The following is an 18616-nucleotide window of genomic DNA, read 5'->3' as shown; positions in this document are numbered from 1 at the left end:
ATCAGCTCTTCACCAGCAGACCGCGGCCGCGCAGCACCCGCCGCTCCAGCGGACTGAAGATCAGCAGGTCGATGGCGATACCGACGATCAGGATCAGGAAGATGGCGAGGAACACCATCGGCATACTGCCGACCGTACGGCCGTTCTCCAGCAACTGCCCGAGACCCACGCCGAGATCGGGCGAGGACGCGATGATCTCCGCGGCCATCAGCGAGCGCCAGGAGAACGCCCAGCCCTGCTTCAGTCCGGCCAGATAACCGGGCAGCGCGGCCGGCATGACGATGTGCCAGGTACCGCGCAGCCCGGTGGCGCCGAGCGTACGCCCGGCCCGCAGGAAGAGCGGCGGCACCTGATCGACCCCGGAGACCAGACCGTTGGCGATCGAGGGGACCGCGCCCAGCAGGATGACCGCGTACATCATCGAGTCGTTGAGCCCCAGCCAGATCACGGCGGGCGGCACCCAGGCCACCGACGGCAGCGACTGGAGACCGGAGAGGATCGGGCCGATGGCCGCGCGGACGAACTTCACCCGGGCGACCAGCAGTCCGAGCGGCGTGCCGATCACCAGCGCCAGCAGGAAGCCCAGCAGACCGCGCGACACACTGGTCCAGATATAGCCGAGCAGCGTGCCCTGCGCCCAGGCGTCGGACACCTCGCCCCACACCGCCCCGGGCGAGGGCAGCTTGTAGTCGTCGGTGACCTTGGCCCAGACGAGGATCTGCCACACCACCAGCACCAGCGCGATGGCGATGACGGGCGGCAGCACCTTCTGGACGAGCGTGTGGCGCAGCGGTGGGCGCCCGGTCTGTACGGTGTCCAGCGCGTCGAGTCCGGCCTCCAGACCGGCCATGTCGCCGTGCGGCGAGCCACCGTGCGGCGAGGCGCCTTCCGTCGAGGACTCCTCCTCCGCCGAGGGGCCCTTCGGCGACGTGCCCTTCCGCGTCGTCTCAGTGCTGGCCATGGCGGCGGATCTCCCCACGCAGTTCTTCGGTGATCTCGACGGACAGCTCCGCGACGGCGCTGTCCTCGATACGGCGCGGCTGCGGGATGTCCACCCGCCACTCGCGGGCCACCCGGCCGGGGCGCGACGACAGCAGCACGACGCGCTGCGCGAGCCGTACCGCCTCGCGCACGTTGTGCGTGACGAAGAGGACCGACAGACTCGTCTCCCGCCAGATCCGGGTCAGCTCGTCGTGCAGAACGTCCCGGGTGATCGCGTCCAGCGCCGCGAACGGCTCGTCCATCAGCAGCAGTTGGCTGTCCTGGGCGAGCGCGCGGGCCAGCGCGACCCGCTGCCGCATCCCGCCGGACAGCTCGTGCACACGCTTGCCGTACGAGCCCTCCAGCCGTACGAGACCGAGCAGCCGCTCCGCCTCGCCGCGCCGCTCCTGCTTGGGCACACCGCGCAGCCGCAGGGCCAGTTCGATGTTCTTGCCCGCGGTCAGCCACGGGAACAGCGCGTGCTCCTGGAACATCAGGGCGGGCCGGCCGCCGGGCGTCTCGATGGACCCGGCGGACGGCCGGTCGAGCCCGGCGACCAGATTGAGCAGGGTCGACTTACCGCATCCCGAGGCTCCCAGGAGGGTGACGAACTCGCCCGGTGCGACATCGAGCGTGATGTCGTCCAGGACGAGCTGCTGCCCGGCCGGTGTCACGAAGGACTTCGAGACATGCGCGATACGGGCGGCGTGGTCCACCGCCGGGGTGCTCTCGGCGGCCTTGACGAAGGTTGTGGCCATGGTCGTCACCTCCTGGGAACGGCTGGATACGGTCGGGGTGCCGGCTTATTCGGCGCCGAGACCGGCGTCGGCCACCTCGGGCTGACCGGCGGCCTTGAGCACCTTGTTGAGGGGCCCCAGGTCGTAGATGCCCTTCAGGTCCGGCTTCTTGAGCAGTCCGGCCTTGACCGCGTGATCGGCCTCCGCCTGGAGCGTCGCGGCCAGCGGGTCATTGGTGATCTGGATGGACTGCCACGCTGGGTCGAGGACCTCGGGCGGCAGCGCCTTGCCGGAGAGCTTCTTCAGCGCCTCGTTGGCGGACGCCTTCGCCTTGTCCTGGTTGGCGTTGATCCACTCGTTGGTCTTCACCGAGCCGCGCAACACGGCCTCGACCACGTCAGGGTGCTCACCGAGGAACTTCTGCGACACGATGATGTTCGTGATCACGAACTTCTTGTCCGGCCACAGGTCCGACTCGTCGAGCAGCACCTTGGCGCCCTCCGCGACCAGCTTGGACGCGGTCGGCTCCGGCACCCACGCGCCGTCGATGGAGCCCGACGCGTAGGCGTCCGGGGTGATCTTGTTGTCCGTACGGACGACGGAGACATCGCCCTTGCCGGACTGGGCGTCGACCTTCCAGCCCTTCTCGGAGATCCAGTTGAGGAACGCCACGTCCTGCGTGTTGCCCAGCTGCGGGGTGGCGATCTTCTTGCCCTTGACGTCGTCCAGGGTCTTGATCTTCGCCGGGTTGACCACGAGCTTCACCCCGCCCGAGGCGGAGCCGCCGATGATACGCAGACTCTCGCCGCCGGTCTGGGTGTAGCCGTTGATGGCCGGTGAGGGGCCGATGAAGCCGATGTCGATGCTGCCCGCGTTGAGGGCCTCGATCTCGGAGGGCCCCGCGTTGAAGGTCGAGGGCGCCACCTTCGTACCGCCCAGCTCCTTCTGGAAGAGACCTTCCTGGATACCGACGAGGGCGGTGGCATGGGTCAGGTTCGGGAAGTAACCGATCTTCACCGTGTCGGCGGAGAGCGCCTTGCCCTCGGCGGCCGGCGCGGCGTTGTCGCTCTTGTCCGCCTCGGCGCCGTAGCCGCAGGAGGTGACCGCGACGGCGAGCAGCGGCAGTGCGGCCACGAGGGTGAGTCCGCGGCGGGCGGTGGTGCGGGAGACAGGCACGGGAGGGGTTCCTCTCGTTGGCCCGGTGCTCGCGCCCGTTTCTCTAGGTCGGGGGCGCGGCCGGGAAGTCGGCAGGTCTTCGGCGGAACGGGTCGTACGGGTACTGCGGGTGGGGGGTGCGGGCGCGCGTGCGGTGCGCGTACGTCATCGCGCACATCGCGCCACCCCGCCCGTTCCCGCGCCGAGGGCGCCGCTGCCGACCCGGCCGCCCTCCTTCGCGAACGTCGCGAAGACGTCATGAACCGCCAGGGTCATCAGAAGTCCCAGCCCTCGTCGTCGGCCGGGGCCGCGGCAGGCGTGTCGGCGAAGGCGTCGCCCGCCATGCCGGCGCTCAGCGTCGTACCGTCGGCGGGGTCGATCAGCAGGAAGGAGCCGGTGTGCCGGGAGTCGGCGTAGCTGTCCAGCGCGAGCGGCTCGGCGGTACGGACCCGCACCCGCCCGATGTCATTGGCCACGAGCTGTCCCGGGGCCGGGTGCTGGGAGAGATCGTCCAGCGTCAGCCGGGACGGGATGTCCTTCACGATCGCCTTGACCGTACGGGTGGTGTGCTTCAGCAGCACGCGCCGGCCCACGGTCAGCGGCTGGTCGGCGACATGGCAGACCGTCGCCTCGACATCCTGGGTCGTGGCGGGCAGTTGCGCGGTGGGCGCGATCAGATCGCCGCGTGAGATGTCGATGTCGTCGGCGAGCCGGACCGTCACGGACTGCGGCGCCCACGCGATGTCCACGGTGGTGGCCGCGCCGACGCCGACGCCCAGCGCGTCGATGCCCGCGATCGTGCTCGTACGGCCCGAGGGCAGGACGGTCACCGGGTCGCCGACGCGCAGCACCCCGGAGGCGATCTGGCCCGCGTAGCCGCGGTAGTCGGGGTGCTCGGCGCTCTGCGGGCGGATCACGTACTGCACAGGGAAGCGCGCCGGGCAGTTGGCCAGATCGTGGCTGACCGGGACGGTCTCCAGATACTCCAGCACGGTCGGACCGCCGTACCAGTCCATGTGCGCGGACGGCTCCACGACATTGTCACCGGCCAGCGCCGAGATCGGGATCGCCGTGATCTCCGGAACGCCCAGGGAGGCCGCGTACGCCGTGAACTCCTCGGCGATCGCGGCGAACACGGGCTCCGCGTACTCGACGAGGTCCATCTTGTTGACGGCCAGGACCACATGCGGGACGCGCAGCAGCGCGGCCACCGCGGCATGGCGGCGGGTCTGCTCGACCACGCCGTTGCGGGCGTCGACGAGAACCACGGCCAGCTCGGCGGTCGAGGCTCCGGTCACCATGTTCCGGGTGTACTGCACATGCCCGGGGGTGTCGGCGAGGATGAACCGCCGCCGGGGCGTGGCGAAGTAGCGGTAGGCGACATCGATCGTGATGCCCTGCTCGCGCTCGGCCCGCAGCCCGTCCGTGAGCAGCGCCAGATCGGGTGCCTCCTGGCCGCGGCTGCGGGAGGCGTGCTCGACGGCCTCCAACTGGTCGGTCAGCACCGACTTGGAGTCGTGCAGCAGCCGGCCGACGAGTGTGGACTTGCCGTCGTCGACGGAGCCCGCGGTGGCGAACCGCAGCAGGGTGGTCGCCGACAGCCGCTCCGCGAACCGCTCCGCGGCGCCGTCGCTCGTACTCGTGCTCGTCATGGCTAGAAGTACCCCTCGCGCTTGCGGTCTTCCATCGCGGCCTCGGACAGCTTGTCGTCGGCGCGGGTCGCGCCGCGCTCGGTGAGCCGGGAGGCGGCGATCTCGGCGATCACCGCGTCGAGCGTGGTGGCGTCGGAGTCGACGGCGCCGGTGCAGGACATGTCACCGACCGTGCGGTAGCGCACCAGGCGCTTCTCGACGGTCTCGGACTCCTTGGGGCCGCCCCACTCCCCGGCGGTCAGCCACATGCCGGAGCGCTTGAAGACCTCCCGCTCGTGGGCGAAGTAGATCTCCGGGAGTTCGATGTCCTCGCGGGCGATGTACTGCCAGACGTCCAGCTCGGTCCAGTTGGAGAGCGGGAAGACGCGGACATGCTCGCCGGGGGCGTGCCGGCCGTTGTAGAGGTGCCACAGCTCGGGCCGCTGACGGCGCGGGTCCCACTGCGAGAACTCGTCGCGCAGCGAGAACACCCGCTCCTTGGCGCGGGCCTTCTCCTCGTCGCGCCGGCCACCGCCGAAGACCGCGTCGAACCGCTCGGCCTGGATCTTCTCGGTGAGCGGCACCGTCTGGAGCGGATTACGGGTGCCGTCGGGCCGCTCGCGCAGCTTCCCCGTGTCGATGTACTCCTGCACGGACGCGACATGGAGCCGCAGTCCATGAGCGGCCACCGTACGGTCGCGGTACTCCAGCACCTCGGGGAAGTTGTGCCCGGTGTCGACATGGAGCAGCGAGAACGGCACCGGCGCGGGCGCGAACGCCTTCAGCGCCAGATGCAGCATCACGATCGAGTCCTTGCCGCCGGAGAAGAGGATCACCGGCCGCTCGAACTCGCCCGCCACCTCGCGGAAGATATGGACCGCCTCGGACTCCAGGGCGTCCAGATGGCTCAGCGCGTACGGGGCGTCCGTGCCCTCGGTGACGGCGGCGACGGTGGTGGTCACGCCAGACCCCTCTCGGTGAGCAGTGCGTGGAGCGCGGCGGCGGACTCCGCTACGGACTGGGTGTGCGACTCGATCCGGAGATCGGGCGAGTCCGGCGCCTCGTAGGGGTCGTCCACCCCGGTCAGCCCGGAGATCTCGCCGGCCGCCTGCTTGGCGTACAGCCCCTTCACATCGCGTACGGAGCACACCTCGACCGGCGTGGCCACATGCACCTCCAGATACCCGGTGCCCTCGGTCTGATGGCGCTTGCGCACCGCCTCACGGCTGTCGGCGTACGGCGCGATCACCGGCACCAGCGCCTTGACGCCGTTCGACGCGAGCAGTTCGGCGACGAAGCCGACGCGCTGCACATTGGTGTGCCGGTCCTCGCGGCCGAAGCCGAGGCCCGCGGAGAGGAATTCCCGGATCTCGTCGCCGTCCAGCACCTCGACGCGATGGCCCTCGGCACGCAGCCGGTCCGCCAGCGCGTTCGCGATGGTCGTCTTGCCCGCGCTCGGCAGTCCGGTGAGCCAGACCGTCGCGCCCTGCTCCGTCGCGCTCACACGCCCCTCCTGATGGTCCGTCATCCGTGCAGCCCGCACTCGGTCTTGCCGCGTCCGGCCCAGCGCCCGGCGCGCGCGTCCTCGCCCTCCAGCACCCGTCGGGTGCAGGGGGCGCATCCGACGGAGGCGTAACCGTCCAGCAGCAGTGGGTTGGTGAGCACCCCGTGCTCGGTGACATAGGCGTCCACATCGGCCTGCGTCCACCGGGCGATCGGGGAGACCTTGACCTTGCCGCGCTTCTCGTCCCAGCCCACGACCGGGGTATGGGCCCGGGTCGGGGACTCGTCGCGGCGCAGTCCTGTGGCCCAGGCGTCGTATCCCGCCAGGCCCTCCTCAAGGGGCGCGACCTTGCGCAGGGCGCAGCACAGATCGGGGTCGCGGTCATGCAGCCGGGGGCCGTGCTCGGCGTCCTGCTCCGCGACGGTCCTGTGCGGGGTGAGCGTGATGACCCGGACGTCCATCACGGCGTCCACCGCGTCCCGGGTGCCGATGGTCTCGGGGAAGTGGTAGCCGGTGTCGAGGAAGACCACATCGACTCCGGGCCGCACCCGGGAGGCGAGATGGGCGACCACCGCGTCCTCCATCGAGGAGGTCACGCAGAACCGCGCGCCGAAGGTGTCGACCGCCCAGGTCAGGATCTCCAGGGCGGGGGCGTCCTCCAGCGCGCGGCCCGCGCGCTCGGCCAGGGCCCGGGGATCGTCGGTCTCCGTTCGTGCCGTCATATCTCTTCGCCTCCGTCGCTCCGTTGGAGTCCGCGGGCCAGCAGCCCGAGGAACTTCAACTGGAAGGCGCGATTGCATGCCGCGCATTCCCACGCGCCATGGCCCTGCTCATTCGGACGCAGGTCCTCGTCGCCGCAGTACGGGCAGTAGAAGGGAGCCGCGCGCTCACTCATGACAGCGCCTCCTCGGAGGCCCGCGCCGCCCAGCTGGCGAAGCGCTCGCCGTCCTCGCGCTCCTTCTGGAACCGCCCGAGCACCCGCTCGACATAGTCGGGCAGCTCCTCGGAGGTGACCTTCAGACCGCGCACCTTGCGGCCGAATCCGGCCTCCAGGCCCAGCGCGCCACCCAGATGCACCTGGAAGCCCTCGACCTGATTGCCGTCCTTGTCCAGCACCAGCTGGCCCTTGAGACCGATGTCCGCTGTCTGGATACGGGCGCAGGCGTTCGGGCAGCCGTTGACGTTGATCGTGATCGGCTCGTCGAACTCCGGGATACGGCGCTCCAGTTCGTCGATGAGCGTGGCACCGCGCCGCTTGGTCTCGACGATCGCCAGCTTGCAGAACTCGATACCGGTGCAGGCCATCGTGCCGCGCCGGAACGGTGAAGGACTGACCCGCAGGTCCAGCGCCTCAAGACCGGCCACCAGCGAGTCGATCCGGTCCTCCGCCACATCGAGCACGATCATCTTCTGCTCGGCGGTGGTACGCAGCCGACCGGAGCCGTGCGCCGCCGCCAGCTCGGCGATCTTTGTCAGCGTGGCGCCGTCGACCCGGCCGACGCGGGGCGCGAACCCGACGTAGAAGCGGCCGTCGCGCTGCCGGTGCACACCGACATGGTCCCGCCAGCGGTGTACGGGCTGCTCGGGCGCGGGGCCGTCGACCAGCTCGCGCTTGAGGTACTCCTCCTGAAGGATCCGGCGGAACTTCTCCGCGCCCCAGTCGGCGAGCAGGAACTTCAGCCGGGCGCGGGTGCGCAGCCGGCGGTAGCCGTAGTCACGGAAGACCGAGATGACACCGGTGTAGACGTCCGGGATCTCGTCGAGCGGCACCCAGGCACCGAGCCGTTGGCCGATCTTGGGGTTGGTGGAGAGCCCGCCGCCGACCCAGAGGTCGAAGCCGGGGCCGTGCTCCGGGTGGTTCACCCCGACGAACGCGATGTCGTTGATCTCGTGTGCCACGTCCAGCGACGGCGATCCGGAGATCGCGGACTTGAACTTGCGCGGCAGATTGGAGAAGTCGGGGTTGCCGATGATCCGGCGCTGGATCTCGTCGATCGCCGGGGTGCCGTCGATGATCTCGTCCTCGGCGATACCGGCCACGGGCGAACCGAGGATCACGCGGGGGGTGTCACCGCAGGCCTCGGTCGTGGAGAGCCCCACCGCTTCGAGCCGGTTCCAGATCTCCGGCACGTCCTCGATCCGGATCCAGTGGTACTGGATGTTCTGCCGGTCGGTGATGTCGGCCGTCCCGCGCGCGAACTCCTGCGAGATCTCCCCGATGACCCGCAACTGCTCGGTCGTCAGCCGGCCGCCGTCGATCCGTACCCGCAGCATGAAGTACTCGTCGTCCAGCTCCTCCGGCTCCAGGATCGCGGTCTTGCCGCCGTCGATCCCGGGCTTGCGCTGGGTGTAGAGACCCCACCAGCGCATCCGGCCGCGCAGATCATTGGGGTCGATCGAGTCGAACCCGGCCTTGGAGTAGATGTTCTCGATGCGCGCTCGCACATTGAGGCCGTCGTCGTCCTTCTTGAACTGCTCATTGCCGTTGAGCGGAGTGAAGTGACCCACGGCCCACTGGCCCTCACCGCGGTGACGGCTCACCTTGCGGCGTGGCGTGGCACTGGAGGGCTTTTCCGGGGTGGCGGCCATGGCGGATACGTCCTTCGAGACATGCAGGAGGGCGGCTCTGAGCCGCACACTCGCGCGTGGGCGCGGCGGTGCGCGGCAGGGTCAGAGGAGAAATCGGGAGAGCGGGAAAGCGCTGGATCGCGGCGGTGCTGGGACTCTCAGCCCGCCGGACAGATGGCGCTGGACATGCGGCCGAGGTCGACGTGCAGCCGACTCACCAAGGCAATTCCAGCTCGGGACATGACGGAAGCGTGGCACGCAGATCTCCGGGCAGTCCACTGCTATCCATCATGTGGATTTATACGTCTCAAATGGCGAGACGATGTGGCGACCGTCACGGGCTCCCGGGGTTTACGCGGTGGCCGGGGGCTCCTCCTCGACCTTGGTGTCGAAGAGCCTGAAGCCCCGGCGCAGATAGTTGTCCATGGCGTACGGCCCGTCCTTCGAGCAGGTGTGCAGCCAGACCCGCTTCGTCGGTTCCGTCCCCGGCCACCGCTCGGCCAGATCCCAGGCCCTGGCCACCCCGTACGACAGCAGATGGCCGCCGATGCGCCGGCCCCGGAAGGCCGGGATCAGCCCGAAGTACACGATCTCGACCGTGGCCCCGTCCTGCGCCGCCAGCTCGATATACCCCGCCGGGGTGCCCCGCTCATACGCCACCCAGGTCTCCACACCGGGCGCGGCGATGATCTCCTGCCACCGCTCCCGCGTCAGCGGGAGCCGGTCATGCCAGCTCACATCGTCGCCCACGGCCGTGTACAGGAACCGGCTGAACTCCGCCGACGGCACCTCCGCCCGTACGATCCGCACCTCGCCCGGCGGCTCCGCCGCGGGCCGCAGATCGTCGGGCGAGGTCTGTTCCAGGGACCAGGTGGTCACAGAGATGCTCATACCGGCCAGCGAACCACGCCGCCCCCACGCCCAGGGAAGCGGCCCCCGTACCCGCCGGGCCCCACCGCCCCTCAGGGACAGGGCAGCCGCCGCGCGTCGAGCACCGCAGGGGCCGTCGAGTGCGGCAGCAGATCGGCGGGGTCCCGCGGCCGCACGACCTCCACCTCGACCTCCTCGCTGAACCGGTAGGGCCGGTGCGCCAGCACACCCGACAGATGGCGCCGCACCCGCGACATCTCGGCCCGTACGGTCACCGTCCTGGTGGGGTCGCCGAACACATCGCCCGCCAGCTCCGCCGCACTGCGGCCGGCCCGGTGCACCGCCAGGATGTACAGCAGCTCGGCATGGCGCGGGGTCAGCTCCTGCGCCCAGCTGCCCGCCGACCCGGACACCGCGACCGACCAGCGCCGCGGGCGGCTCAGGTCCAGCACCACCCGGCTGATCGTCTCACTGTGCGGACACTCCTCGTCCACCTGTATGAGCCAGCCGCCCGGCAGCGGCTCGACCGAGCACATGCCCAGCGAGGGCTGCCACAGCCGGCCGGCCCGCAGTGTCTTCGGCAGCGGCAGCCGGTCCACCGGCGGCATGCCCGTCACCGCGGCCGTCCAGCCATGAAGGTCGACGGCCAGGGCGCGGCCCCCCAGCCGGCACAGGATCGGCGCCGCCACCGAACGCAACCGCTCCACGGCCCTGCCGTGCCGCTGGCGCAGCTCGCTCTCCGCGAGCCGGGCGACGGAACTGACCAGCGCCAGCGTCGTCGGATGGAAGCCCGTTGCGGGGCCGCTCACATCGACCACCCCCAGCAGCCGCCCGTCGCGCGGATCGTGCACCGGTGACGCCGCGCAGGTCCAGGTGTGCAGACCGTGCACGAAATGCTCGGCCGAGTGGACCTGTACCGGCGTGCGCATCGCCAGCGCCGTGCCGATCGCATTGGTCCCCATGGCCCTCTCCGACCAGGCGGCGCCCTCTTCCAGACAGATGCCGTCCGCCTGCCGCAGCGTGGCGGGAGGGCCCTCCCGCCACAGCACCCGTCCCTCGTCATCGGTCACCACCATCACCTGGTGCGAGGAGTGGACGATCTCGCGGAGCGCGCCGCTGAGCGTGTCCATCGCCTCGCTCAGCACGGAGGCACGCCTGCGCTGCTCCAGTTCGTCCGGCCCCAGCAGCACTCCGTACGCGGACCGGTCGGGGTCAAGACCGAGCCCGAGCATCCGCCGCCAGGACGCCTCGATCACCGGCCGGGGAGCCACCGGTGGCCGCTCACCCGCCAGCGCGGCGTCCCGTACCCGGTGCAGCAGCCGGGCGGCCCGCGCACCGTCCATGGCCATGAGGCGCGTCAGATCGAGCGGCCCGTCGTTCAGCGGTGTGTCCTTCAGCGGTACGTCCTTCATCGGGCCCCCGGGTCACCTGCGGTGCAACGGATATCCAGCGCGCCCGCATGCAACGGCCTGCAACTCTGGCGGACCGCGGGCGAGTACGTGAAAGTGAAAACAAGTCAGGGGTGGTGCCGTGTCGGCGCGGCGCCACCCCGGCCTGCCGCCGGACAGCGCCTCAGCGCCTGTCCGGCGGGCCCCCTCGGACAGCGCCTCAGCGCCTGTCCGGCGGGCCCCGTCAGCCGACCGGCCGCGCCCGGTCCACGACGGACGCCAGATCGAGTGTGTGGGGCAGCGTGCCGAAGGCCGTACCCCAGTCCCCGCCCAGCCGTGAGGCGCAGAACGCGTCGGCCACCTCCGGCGGCGCCCACCGCACCAGCAGCGAGCCCTGGAGCACCAGCGCCAGCCGTTCCACCAGCCGCCGGGCCCGCGCCTCGACGCCGGACAGATCCGCCAGTTCGGTCAGCAGTCCCTTGATCGCGCCGTCCAGCCGGTGATCGGCTCCCCGCGCCTCGCCGACCTCCTGGAGCACCGCGTTCAGCGCCTCCGGCTCGCGCTGGAGGGCCCGCAGTACGTCAAGGGCCTGCACATTCCCCGAGCCCTCCCAGATCGAGTTGAGCGGTGACTCGCGCAGCAGCCGGGGCATACCCGACTCCTCCACATAGCCATTGCCGCCCAGGCACTCAAGCGCCTCGGCCACCAGCGGCGTACAGCGTTTGGTCACCCAGTACTTGGCCGCGGGCACCGCGAGCCGCAGAAAGGCCCGCTCCCGGTCCGCGCCGTCGCCGCCGTCCTGGACGGTGTCGTACGCGGACGCCAGCCGCAGCGCGAGCGTCGTCGCCGCCTCCGACTCCAGCGCCAGATCGGCCAGTACGTTGCGCATCAACGGCTTGTCGATCAACTCACCGCCGAACGCGCCGCGATACGTGGTGTGATGCACCGCCTGCGCCACCGACTGCCGCATCAGCGCGGCCGAGCCCAGCACACAGTCGAGCCGGGTCGCCGCCACCATCTCGATGATGGTGCGCACCCCGCGGCCCTCCTCACCGACCCGGCGCGCCCACGTCCCGTCGAACTCGACCTCGGCGGACGCGTTGGAACGGTTGCCCAGCTTGTCCTTGAGCCGCTGGATACGGAACACATTGCGGGTGCCGTCGGCCAGCACGCGCGGTACGAGGAAGCAGGTCAGACCGCCGGGCGCCTGCGCCAGCACGAGAAACCCGTCGCACATCGGCGCGGAACAGAACCACTTGTGCCCGGTGAGCAGATACTCCTCGCCCCCGTCGAGCGGCACCGCACGCGTCGTGTTGGCCCGTACGTCGCTGCCCCCCTGCTTCTCCGTCATGCCCATCCCGAAGAGCGCGCCGGCCTTCTCCCCGGCGGGCCGCAGCCCCGGCTCGTAGCGGTGGGAGGTCAGTCTCGGCTCCCACTCGGCGGCCGACGCCGGATCTGTGCGCAGGGCGGGGACCGCGGCGTGTGTCATCGACACCGGGCAGCCGTTCCCGGCCTCCACCTGCGTCCAGACGAAGAAGCCGGCCGCACGGCGCAGATGGCCACCCGGCCGGCCCCAGGCGTCGGTCAGCCCCACCTCGACCGAGCGTCCCAGCAGCTGATGCCAGGCCGGATGGAAGTCCACCTCGTCGATCCGGTTCCCGTAGCGGTCATGCGTGCGCAGCTTCGGGGGATTCTCATTGGCCAGCGCACCCCACTCCTGGACCTCGGCGGATCCGGCGGCCCGGCCGAGGGCCGTCAGCTCCGCGCGGGTCTCGTCGAGGAGTGCGGGCGCGCTGTGCCGCTCCACGCCCTCGGTCAGGGCACGGTCGGCGTTGAAGACGTCGTACCCCACCAGGGGCGGAACCTGGTTGGTCACTGTGTGGGTGCTGGCTGCCATGCCGATACGGTAAGGAGGTGCAGGCAGCAAAAGAAACACCCGAGCGACCAGCGGGTCGACTCCACCGGGCCCGAGTCCTCTATCGCGACGTATCCAAACGGAAGATGGCCTGGCTGCTGCTGAAGGACACCGTCAACTCGTGCATCGAGTACCGCATCCTGGGGCTCGCGGCCGAGGCGGCGTTCTTCACACTGCTCTCGCTGCCCCCGCTGCTGCTCGGCCTCATCGGGCTGCTCGGCTATGTGGACGACTGGACCAACACCACCACCGTCGCCTCCATCGAGAAGAACATCCTCTCGGCGGCCGGTACGGTGCTCTCGGAGCGAGGTGTCGACGAGATCGCCAAACCCCTGCTGAAGGACATCACGCACGGCGGGCGGCCCGATGTGATCTCGCTCGGCTTCGCGATCGCGCTCTGGTCCGGCTCCCGCGCGGTCAATGTCTTCGTCGACACCATCACCGTGATGTACGGGCTCGACGGCCGGCGCGGCATCGTCGCGACCCGGCTGCTCGCCTTCCTGCTGTATCTCGTGGCGATCGTGATCGGCGCGGTGGTGCTGCCGCTCGCGGTGGTGGGCCCCGACCGGGTCGTCGAGCTCATCCCCTGGGGCACGGAGGTCGTCAGCATCCTCTACTGGCCCGTGGTGATCCTGCTCTCCATCGTCTTCCTCACCACGCTGTACCACGTGTCCGTACCGGCACGCTCCCGCTGGATCGAGGACCTTCCCGGCGGTCTGGTCGCTCTGGGGATGTGGGTGCTCGGCAGCTTCCTGCTCCGGATCTATCTCTCCAACGCGGTCGAGGGCCCCACGATCTACGGGTCCCTCGCCGCCCCCATCGCCGTGCTGCTCTGGATCGGCGTCTCCGCGTTCGCGGTGCTGGTGGGCGCGGCGGTCAACGCCGCCATCGACCGGGTCTGGCCATCGGTCGCCACCGCGGCGGCGCGGGCGGCCAACGAGCGGCTGCGCGCCGCCCAGGCGGCGGAGCTGGTGGCCCGTACGAACGGGATGGAGGGGCAGGAAGGGCCGCAGGACGACGATGTGACCGATCCGGACATGCCCTCGGAGTTCCCGGAGCGATGGTCCAGGTTCCTGCCGCCCGACGATCTCAAGTCGCGGATGAGGTCGGGGTTGCACGGGACTCGGGACAACCGTGACAAGGGCGGGGACGGACAGGGAAGTTAGAGCCGTAGTCAGGGCCTGTCCGGCGGCCTTTCGGTATTCCCCCGGCTCTCCGGGTTCTCGTCCTCGGCGGTATCGCCGCCGAGGAGACGGCGCCACCAGGAGGGCCGGGCGGGGGGTTTGGGCGGCGCGTAGTGGATCACTCGGTACCAGACGACATGGGTGGTTCCGTCCTCGGCCGCCGTGTCGAAGGGGAGGTAGCCCTCGGGCGCCCCGGCGCGCCGGTACAGGTCGTCCCGTAGCCCCAGCGTCATGGCGATCCTCCCGAACCCCAGGCCGCCCAGCGATCCCAGGGCCGGGGACTTCCGCTCCAGTTCCAGGGCCAGGGGGTCGGGCGGCCCGGAGTGGAGATGGATGGTCAGCGTCACCGGCAGCGGGAAGAGCAGGCGTGACATCCCCTCGGTGAGGGTCGGGGCGAACGGGTCGGTGAGCCGGTCGAGCACCTGGGCCAGGGTGTATTCCGGTGCGGCAGTGACCCGGAGCAGGGCGTCCGGGACCGTGGCGGTGCCACGCTCCTCGAAGACGCCCGGATCGCCGAACGCCTCCCGGCACGCCCGCCGGAGCCGGGGGACGAAGACCAGCGAGGCTTCGGTACGGGTGTCCTGGGGGACACCCCACAACTCGGCGCCACCGATGGAGAGGTGGACATCGTCGCCCTGGACGTCCGGAGGTGGAGCCTCCGGTGGGGCGGCGGTCTCGGGCGGGGGCGCGGTCTGCTGCGGGATCATGGCTTGCTGCGGGAGCATGGCCTGCTGCGGGGGCGCGGCCCGCGGCGGAGTTGTCGCGCCCGGCTCCGGCAGCGCGTCGCGCGCGGCCTCCAACGAGCGCTGCCACCTGCGCAGTCGCGCACGCTCCTGCTTCGCCCAGGCGCCCTCGACGCCCTCCAGCGGCTCGCCGTACCAGTGCCCGAGCGCCGCCTCGTACAGCCCGGCGGCACGCCCGGTCTCGCCCGCCTCCGCCGCGCGACGCGCGTCGGAGGCCAGCCGTGCCGCGACGGAGAGGTCCAACTCGGTTTCGAGCCGCAGACGGTAGGCCCCGTCGGGTCCCTCCACGGCATGCCCGTCGTCCAGCAGGACATCGAGGACATCCGTGACGAGGGTCTCGTCCCACGGCGATCGCGCGCTCCCCAGAGCGAGGCCCAACTCCTCCCCGGACACCGGCTCGTCGCCCGCCAGCAGCAGTCGGCTGAGGACGATCCGCCCCGCGGGCGAGGCGGGTGTACGGTCGCGCCCGCCGTGTACCGCCCTCAGCGGCCCCAGTACGCCGTACTGCCATGTGCTCCCCGGTACACGCGACCTCAGCGCGTCGGCGCCGCGTCGGCGGGTCTCGGGGACGTCGGAGAGAAGATTCAGGATCGGCACCTCCAGTGAGGGGGGCAGCCGTCGCAGCGGTCGCGGGGCCTGCGCGGTGGCGGTGGGGTCGAGGCCGGTGCCGAGTTCGAACAGCACACGGCCCACGGCATGGAGCTCGTCGGAGGCCTCGTCGTCCCGATGAGCGGCCCCGAGGCCGAGGAGTTTCACCGTGCCGTCCGGCAGCCGGACGATGTTGGTCAGGGAAGGCGGCTCCGGCCGGACGTTCTTCGCTCCGGCATAGGACAGCACATCGAGCACCTGTGACGCGATACCGATGATCTCGCCCACGGGGAGCGGACGGCGGCCGTTCTTCACCATGAGTTCGCGAAGGGTGCTCCCCTCCAGAGGCTCGCTGACCAGGTGGGCGACGCCGCTGTCCGTGCCGCTCTCGTGAAGCTTCACCACGCCGGGGTGCCGCAGCCAGGTGGCGGAGTCCTGCTCCGATCGCGCCATCGCCCAGAGGGATTCGCGGGTCATCCCCGGGTGGTCGAAGATCTTGACGAGGACCGTGCGGTACCGGTCGCGCGCGCGCCACACCGCGCCGTACGCACCGCGGTCGATGACCTCCACCAGCCGGTACCGCCCGGCCACCACTCGCTCGCCGTTCTCCGGCTCGGACCCCCGCAGCAGCCGTACGCTCTCCCGGCTCACCAGCGCGAACGGTTCGCCCGCCGCCCGGCCGTACCCCGCCGGGCCGCCGCCGGCCAGCAGCGCCCGGAACTCTCCGCGCGCCGACCCCGCGCGCGACTCGATCACCGCCCCCACCCGTTCGAGCAGGCCGACCGTGTGGGCCAGCCCCGTACGCGGCAGCGCACCGAGCAGCAGTTCACGCACGCCGGGCCGGAAGTCGTAGGAGCCCGCGGGGCCCGGTACGGCCGTGAGCATGCCGCTCAGCACCACCTCCGCCAGATGCTGCGGCTGCGGATGTTCCTCGATGGCCGCCTGTACGAGCCGCATCACCGGCAAGTGCGGTGGACCCACCGCCAGATGGGCCGCCAGCCGGACCGCCTGCGGGGAGGAGACCGAGCGGAAGCGCAGCACCAGCTCCTTCGCCGACAGGTCCCACGCGATCAGACCGGCCCCGTCCTCCCCCGGGAGCGCCGCGGAACGCCCGGCCATCGGTCCGGCGGGCAACAGGGCCGCCGCTCCCGGGAATTCGGCTCCGGCAGGGGAGGCCACCAACCCGGCCCAGTGGCCGAGCCACTCCGCAGTCGGTTCGAGCACCGGCACGGGAATGCCTCGTGCCTCGCCGTCGTACGGTGTGAAGCCCAGCGCGGTGGTGGGAGCCCCGGGACCGGCCGCCGTGAACAGCCCCGGCACCGGCTGTGGCGGGGTGTGCCGCCACATCCGCTCCGGCAGCGGCTGGATCACGGCCACCGGCAGTTCACGGGTCCAGCGCCGCAGCGTCCGGTACCACCGCCGTCCCGCGTCCCCCGCCGCTGCGAACAGTTCCGGCCGCCACTGCGGGCCCATCGTGTCGCTGAGGACGAGCACGATCGTCCGCCCGGGGGTCCACTGCCGAGGGGGTACGGAACCGTCCGCGCCGAGCCGTACCAGCTCCACCGTACGGAACGCGCCCGTCTGCCCGAAGGCCGTGTACAGATCGCGCGCCAGCGGCTGCCACATGGCCATCGTCGGGCCGCAGTCCAGGACGAGCCGCAGATGGAGCCAGCGCTCCGGTGCGGGCCGCAGCTCGGGCAGCCACCGGCCGCGCCGGGCGCCGAGCGAGGCGATGCGGTGCGCGGTGCCCGTCTCGTCCAGCTCCCGCTCGCGCGGCGACGGCACGGTCCTGCGCAGTGGACGCAACGCCCGCTGGACCGCGAGTGGATGGGAGATCATCGGCGGGGCGGGGGCGAGCACTTCGGTCCGCGCGTCCGGAGCCGGGGAGGGCGAAGCCGGTTCGGTGCGCGGGGGCACCGCCCGGCTGTGCAGGGCGATCATGTCGTCGGCGTGGTCCGGGGAACGGGAATCGCCGGAACCCGCGTGCGGCATGGCCCGTCCCGGGGGAGTCCGCGTCCCCCGGGACACCCCGATCCCCCCGGGATCCGGGCTCTGCGGAGCACCGTGGGAGATGGCCATGCGCCAGGCGGCGGTGTTCGGCCCGAGCGGCGGAAAAATGTCCTCGGGCTCGGCTTCGGCGGCGGTTTCGGGCTCGGCGTCCGGTTCCGGATCGGGCTGTACATGAGTCGCCAGCCACAGCACCTCGGCCAGTTCCCTGCCGGTCGGCGGGTCACCACCCGCCGCCGTCAGCATCTCCCGCAGCGCGGCCAGTTCGGAGAGCGCCCGTTCAGGAGCGCGGTCAGAGGCCCGGTCAGAAGTCATCGGGTTCCGGCGTCCGGCTCAGATAGCTCATCAGCCGGTCCGCGAGCTCATCGCGCGTCGGCGCTTCGAGCCCCGAAGTCCGCGCCAGATAGATGGCGTTGAGCAGCTGGTCCGTCGCCAGCTCACCACCGCTGCCGCGCTCCAGGAAGCGGTGGACCAGCTCCCGCGCCTGCCCGTCGAGCGGGCCCAGATGCGCCTGGACGATGGCCTCCAGATGGGCCGCCTCGGGCTGCTTCAGCTCCAGCGTGACGCAGCGCCGCAGAAACGCCGGCGGGAACTCCCGCTCCCCGTTGCTGGTCAGGACGGTGAACGGGAACGCGCGGCAGCGTACCCGGCCACGTTCCAGCGCCACCAGCCGGTCCGCGTCGGCGACCAGCACCTCCGCGGTGGAGCGGGTCCGCGCGGCGCGCACCAGCTCGGGGATCTCGTACTGGCCCTCCTCCAGGATGTTCAGCAGATCGTTCGGGAGATCGAGATCACTCTTGTCGATCTCGTCGATCAGCAGCGCCCGGGGCCGCTCGTACGGCAGCAGCGCCGTGCCCAGCGGGCCGAGCCGCAGATGGTCCTCGATGTTGGTGTGCTCGGGATCGCCGCTCTCCGGGCCCCGGCCCGCCGCGTAGAGCCGGGAGAGCGGGTCGTACTGGTAGAGCCCGTCGCCGAGCGCGCTGCGGCTGGTGATGTTCCAGCGCAGTACGGGACCGAGCCCCAACTCCCGCGCCACCGCGTACGCGAGGCTCGACTTGCCGCTGCCGGGAGGACCCGTCACCAGCAGGGGCCGCCGCAAGTACAGCGCGGCGTTGACCAGTTGGACGCTCTCTTCCGTCGCGCGGTACGCCTGCGCGCGGTGCACCCGGTCCGGCGAGGGCGCCGGGTCGTCCTGGGGCGGCTCGATCACGGGACCGCCGTTGAAGGCACGCCAGGGCGGCGGCTCGGGCAACCGCCCGATGCCGTCGTGGGGTTCATCGGCTCCGGTGTAGACCGGCCACAGGGGCATCGCGTTCTCCAGGTCTCGGTTCGGCGGCGTCGGGCA

16 protein-coding genes are annotated in these 18616 nt (G+C 71.1%); 1 reads left to right on the top strand and 15 read right to left on the bottom strand.

Translation table 11 applies throughout. The features are described from left to right. Position 1: 1 nt before the first annotated feature. The 13 genes from M1203_RS02605 to M1203_RS02550 all read right to left on the bottom strand — a co-directional run bounded on the left by M1203_RS02605 (position 2) and on the right by M1203_RS02550 (position 12731). Complete coding sequence (locus M1203_RS02605) at positions 2-850, bottom strand: ABC transporter permease (RefSeq protein WP_249947922.1); 849 nt, start codon at positions 848-850, stop codon at positions 2-4. 97 nt (positions 851-947) lie between these two features. Further along, a complete protein-coding gene (locus M1203_RS02600) occupies positions 948-1739 on the bottom strand; it encodes an ABC transporter ATP-binding protein (protein ID WP_249947797.1) in 792 nt (263 codons plus the stop codon). A gap of 45 nt (positions 1740-1784) precedes the next feature. Then, positions 1785-2894 (bottom strand): aliphatic sulfonate ABC transporter substrate-binding protein, encoded by a 1110-nt coding sequence (locus M1203_RS02595; RefSeq protein ID WP_249947796.1) that lies wholly within the window; start codon positions 2892-2894, stop codon positions 1785-1787. Positions 2895-3148: 254 nt separating this feature from the next. Beyond that, positions 3149-4525, bottom strand: a complete 1377-nt coding sequence (locus M1203_RS02590) for a sulfate adenylyltransferase subunit 1 (protein WP_249947795.1) — start codon at positions 4523-4525, stop codon at positions 3149-3151. A gap of 2 nt (positions 4526-4527) precedes the next feature. Beyond that, on the bottom strand, positions 4528-5466 hold the full coding sequence (gene cysD, locus M1203_RS02585) for a sulfate adenylyltransferase subunit CysD (RefSeq protein ID WP_249947794.1): 939 nt from the start codon (positions 5464-5466) through the stop codon (positions 4528-4530). Further along, positions 5463-6032, bottom strand: a complete 570-nt coding sequence (cysC, locus tag M1203_RS02580; protein WP_249947793.1) for an adenylyl-sulfate kinase — start codon at positions 6030-6032, stop codon at positions 5463-5465. Before cysC ends, cysD begins: the two co-directional genes overlap by 4 nt. After that, positions 6029-6730, bottom strand: a complete 702-nt coding sequence (locus tag M1203_RS02575; RefSeq protein ID WP_249947792.1) for a phosphoadenylyl-sulfate reductase — start codon at positions 6728-6730, stop codon at positions 6029-6031. Before M1203_RS02575 ends, cysC begins: the two co-directional genes overlap by 4 nt. Continuing rightward, complete coding sequence (locus tag M1203_RS02570) at positions 6727-6903, bottom strand: hypothetical protein (RefSeq protein ID WP_249947791.1); 177 nt, start codon at positions 6901-6903, stop codon at positions 6727-6729. Before M1203_RS02570 ends, M1203_RS02575 begins: the two co-directional genes overlap by 4 nt. Next, a complete protein-coding gene (locus tag M1203_RS02565; RefSeq protein WP_249947790.1) occupies positions 6900-8597 on the bottom strand; it encodes a nitrite/sulfite reductase in 1698 nt (565 codons plus the stop codon). The genes M1203_RS02570 and M1203_RS02565 overlap by 4 nt, the downstream gene beginning before the upstream one ends. A gap of 137 nt (positions 8598-8734) precedes the next feature. After that, on the bottom strand, positions 8735-8818 hold the full coding sequence (locus M1203_RS39175) for a putative leader peptide (RefSeq protein ID WP_326614601.1): 84 nt from the start codon (positions 8816-8818) through the stop codon (positions 8735-8737). Between the two features lie 109 nt (positions 8819-8927). Then, entirely contained in the window at positions 8928-9467 is a 540-nt protein-coding gene (locus M1203_RS02560; protein ID WP_249947789.1) for a GNAT family N-acetyltransferase, read from the bottom strand. A gap of 71 nt (positions 9468-9538) precedes the next feature. Continuing rightward, the gene (locus M1203_RS02555) at positions 9539-10858 is read right to left on the bottom strand and encodes a helix-turn-helix domain-containing protein (protein ID WP_249947788.1); all 1320 of its coding nucleotides are present in this window, start codon (positions 10856-10858) and stop codon (positions 9539-9541) included. 220 nt (positions 10859-11078) lie between these two features. Further along, complete coding sequence (locus M1203_RS02550) at positions 11079-12731, bottom strand: acyl-CoA dehydrogenase family protein (protein ID WP_249947787.1); 1653 nt, start codon at positions 12729-12731, stop codon at positions 11079-11081. Between the two features lie 17 nt (positions 12732-12748). Between M1203_RS02550 and M1203_RS02545 the strand changes: the two genes are divergently transcribed. Continuing rightward, entirely contained in the window at positions 12749-13915 is a 1167-nt protein-coding gene (locus M1203_RS02545; RefSeq protein WP_249947786.1) for a YihY/virulence factor BrkB family protein, read from the top strand. A gap of 8 nt (positions 13916-13923) precedes the next feature. Here M1203_RS02545 and M1203_RS02540 read toward each other — a convergent pair whose 3' ends face one another. Together M1203_RS02540 and M1203_RS02535 are read right to left on the bottom strand one after the other, a co-directional pair. Next, positions 13924-17586 carry an SAV_2336 N-terminal domain-related protein gene (locus M1203_RS02540; protein WP_249947785.1) on the bottom strand — a complete coding sequence of 1221 codons (3663 nt, stop codon included), beginning with the start codon at positions 17584-17586 and terminating at the stop codon, positions 13924-13926. Next, positions 17576-18580: a MoxR family ATPase gene (locus tag M1203_RS02535; protein WP_249947784.1), complete on the bottom strand. Its 1005-nt coding sequence runs from the start codon at positions 18578-18580 to the stop codon at positions 17576-17578. The genes M1203_RS02540 and M1203_RS02535 overlap by 11 nt, the downstream gene beginning before the upstream one ends. Positions 18581-18616: the final 36 nt, after the last annotated feature.

Origin of the sequence: Streptomyces sp. 35G-GA-8 (assembly GCF_023534745.1) — a bacterium.
Classification (GTDB): domain Bacteria; phylum Actinomycetota; class Actinomycetes; order Streptomycetales; family Streptomycetaceae; genus Streptomyces.
This window is presented reverse-complemented; position numbering and strand designations above follow the sequence as displayed.

Excerpts from the sequence above, each read along its gene's own strand:
- M1203_RS02555 (WP_249947788.1), bottom strand. The coding sequence starts at position 10,858 with ATGAAGGACGTACCGCTGAAGGACACACCGCTGAACGACGGGCCGCTC.
- M1203_RS02590 (WP_249947795.1), bottom strand. The coding sequence starts at position 4,525 with ATGACGAGCACGAGTACGAGCGACGGCGCCGCGGAGCGGTTCGCGGAG.
- cysC (WP_249947793.1), bottom strand. The coding sequence starts at position 6,032 with ATGACGGACCATCAGGAGGGGCGTGTGAGCGCGACGGAGCAGGGCGCG.
- M1203_RS02535 (WP_249947784.1), bottom strand. The coding sequence starts at position 18,580 with ATGCCCCTGTGGCCGGTCTACACCGGAGCCGATGAACCCCACGACGGC.
- M1203_RS02605 (WP_249947922.1), bottom strand. The coding sequence starts at position 850 with ATGGCCGGTCTGGAGGCCGGACTCGACGCGCTGGACACCGTACAGACC.
- M1203_RS02575 (WP_249947792.1), bottom strand. The coding sequence starts at position 6,730 with ATGACGGCACGAACGGAGACCGACGATCCCCGGGCCCTGGCCGAGCGC.
- M1203_RS02540 (WP_249947785.1), bottom strand. The coding sequence starts at position 17,586 with ATGACTTCTGACCGGGCCTCTGACCGCGCTCCTGAACGGGCGCTCTCC.
- M1203_RS02550 (WP_249947787.1), bottom strand. The coding sequence starts at position 12,731 with ATGGCAGCCAGCACCCACACAGTGACCAACCAGGTTCCGCCCCTGGTG.
- M1203_RS39175 (WP_326614601.1), bottom strand. The coding sequence starts at position 8,818 with ATGTCCCGAGCTGGAATTGCCTTGGTGAGTCGGCTGCACGTCGACCTC.
- M1203_RS02560 (WP_249947789.1), bottom strand. The coding sequence starts at position 9,467 with ATGAGCATCTCTGTGACCACCTGGTCCCTGGAACAGACCTCGCCCGAC.
- M1203_RS02600 (WP_249947797.1), bottom strand. The coding sequence starts at position 1,739 with ATGGCCACAACCTTCGTCAAGGCCGCCGAGAGCACCCCGGCGGTGGAC.
- M1203_RS02570 (WP_249947791.1), bottom strand. The coding sequence starts at position 6,903 with ATGAGTGAGCGCGCGGCTCCCTTCTACTGCCCGTACTGCGGCGACGAG.
- M1203_RS02565 (WP_249947790.1), bottom strand. The coding sequence starts at position 8,597 with ATGGCCGCCACCCCGGAAAAGCCCTCCAGTGCCACGCCACGCCGCAAG.